General features: G+C 74.2%; 1 protein-coding gene. It reads right to left on the bottom strand.

What is annotated here, in order from left to right; all coding sequences use genetic code 11:
* The coding region (locus ACIQOV_RS38435; RefSeq protein WP_401055419.1) for a biotin carboxylase N-terminal domain-containing protein at positions 1-2,074 on the bottom strand (2,074 nt) is incomplete at its 3' end.
* Positions 2,075-2,182 lie beyond the last annotated feature (108 nt).

The following is a 2,182-nucleotide window of genomic DNA, read 5'->3' as shown; positions in this document are numbered from 1 at the left end:
GGGGCTGCCCCTTGCGGACCGTCTCGCCCGCCGTGGTCTTGACGACGGTCACGGTGCCGGGCATCGGGGCGGTGAGGGCGCCGTGGTGCGCCCCGGCCCCGGCGGCGCTCTCGACGACCGGGTCGTAGGCGTGCAGCGGCCAGGCGTCGCCCTCGATGCCGAGCCACGTCACCGGTCCGCCGGCGAGGCCGGGAGTGGCGTCGGTGGCCAGCGAGAACGTGGTGCGGAGGCCGTCGACGGTCAGGTGCAGCCGGTCGCCGGCCAGGGTCGCGCGGGCGCGGTGCGCGGGGCCCTCGTCGAGCCGGAGCTCCACGTCGCGGGTGGTCCCGGCGGAATTGTCAGTGGCGTCGGCTACGTTGCCCGCAGTGATCGAACGGATGCGCACCGCCACCGGGTCCTGGCCGGGGGTACGGAGTCGGTGGGTGGTCCAGGCGGGGGTGCCGCCCAGGCGCCAGCCGGAGGGAAGGGAGAACGGGTCGGTCCAGCCGTCGGGGTCGGCGGCCGGGGTGAGTTCCAGGTGCCGCGCCAGTGCGGCCGCGTAGTAGAGGAGGTGAGCGGGTGACGGTGCTTCGACCGCCGCGGTCGGGTCCGCCGCGGTCGCGTCCGGGGTGATCGCGTTCGCGGGGGAGTGCGGCGAGGTGAGCAGGGCCGGCTGCTCCTGGGCCGTCCGCTCCACCAGGCCGGTGTCCAATCGGCCGGCGGCGACCTCGGGGTGTGCGAGCAGTCGGCGCAGGAAACCGGTGTTGGTGGTGATGCCCAGGATGCGGGTGTCGGCCAGCGCCGCGCGGAGCCGGCGCAGCGCGGTCGGGCGGTCGGGCCCGTACGCGATGACCTTGGCGAGCATGGGGTCGTAGGCGCTGGTGACGACGGTTCCGGCGGCCACTCCGGAGTCGACGCGGATGCCCTCGCCCCGGGGCTCGTCCAGGGTGAGGATGCGGCCGCCGGTGGGCAGGAAGTCCCGTTCCGGGTCCTCGGCACAGATGCGGGCCTCGATGGCGTGGCCCAGGAAGGAGACGTCGGACTGGGTGAAGGAGAGCGGTTCGCCGGCGGCGACGCGCACCTGCCACTCGACCAGGTCGAGCCGGGCCGAGTCCGCGCCGACCGCGACGGCGAGTTCGGTGACGGGGTGTTCCACCTGGAGACGGGTATTCATCTCCATGAAGAAGAAGTCCCGAACCCCCTCGGCGTCGGAGGCGGCGGCGGGGGCGTCCGGGTCGATGCCGGGGACGATGAACTCCACGGTGCCGGCACCGGTGTAGCCGCAGGACTTCGCGGCGCGGACGGCCGCGGCGCCCATCGCGGCGCGGGTCTCGGCATTGAGGAGAACGGAGGGAGCCTCTTCGATCACTTTCTGGTGGCGGCGCTGCAGGCTGCACTCGCGCTCGCCGAGGTGGACGGTGGTGCCGTGGGCGTCGGCCAGCACCTGCACCTCGATGTGGCGCGGCCGGTCGACCCAGCGCTCCAGCAGCAGGGTGTCGTCGCCGAAGGCGGTGCGGGCGACGCGGCGGGCGGCGGCGATCTCGGTGGGCAGGTCGGCGCGGTCCCGTACGAGCCGCATGCCCTTGCCGCCACCGCCGGCGGACGGCTTGAGCAGTACCGGGTAGCCGATCTCGTCGGCGGCGGCGACGAGTTGATCGTCGGTGGGCGCGGTGGCCTGGCTGCCGGGGACCACCGGGACACCTGCGGCCCGGACGGCCTCCTTGGCGTTGATCTTGTCGCCCATCAGCTCGACCGCACCGGGAGGAGGTCCGATGAAGGCGAGGCCCGCGTCGGCGCAGGCGCGGGCGAAGCCGGGGTTCTCGGCGAGGAAGCCGTAGCCGGGGTGGACGGCCTGGGCGCCGGTGCGGCGGGCGGCGTCGAGGATCCGGTCGGTCCGCAGGTAGGTCTCGGCCGCCGAGCTGTCGCTGCGGTCGGCCGGGCCGAGCCGGACCGCGACATCGGCCTCGCGGGCGTGCGGCGCGTCGGCGTCCGCGTCGCTGAACACGGCGACCGAGCGGATGCCGAGCCGCCGCAGGGTGCGGATCACCCGGAGGGCGATCTCGCCGCGGTTGGCGACCAGAACTGTGTCGAACATGGGAGGCGTTCCTCCGGGTCGAGGGGAGCCGTACGAAGGAGGTGGCGGTGGGTGGATCGACACCTTGGCGTCCTCGCCCTTGGTGCGGGCGATCTTGATGAACTCCCG

This window comes from Kitasatospora sp. NPDC091257 (assembly GCF_044757675.1).
GTDB classification, from domain to species: domain Bacteria; phylum Actinomycetota; class Actinomycetes; order Streptomycetales; family Streptomycetaceae; genus Kitasatospora; species Kitasatospora lactacystinica.
Note: the sequence above shows the minus strand (reverse complement) of the source record. Positions and strands in the feature narration are given on the sequence as shown.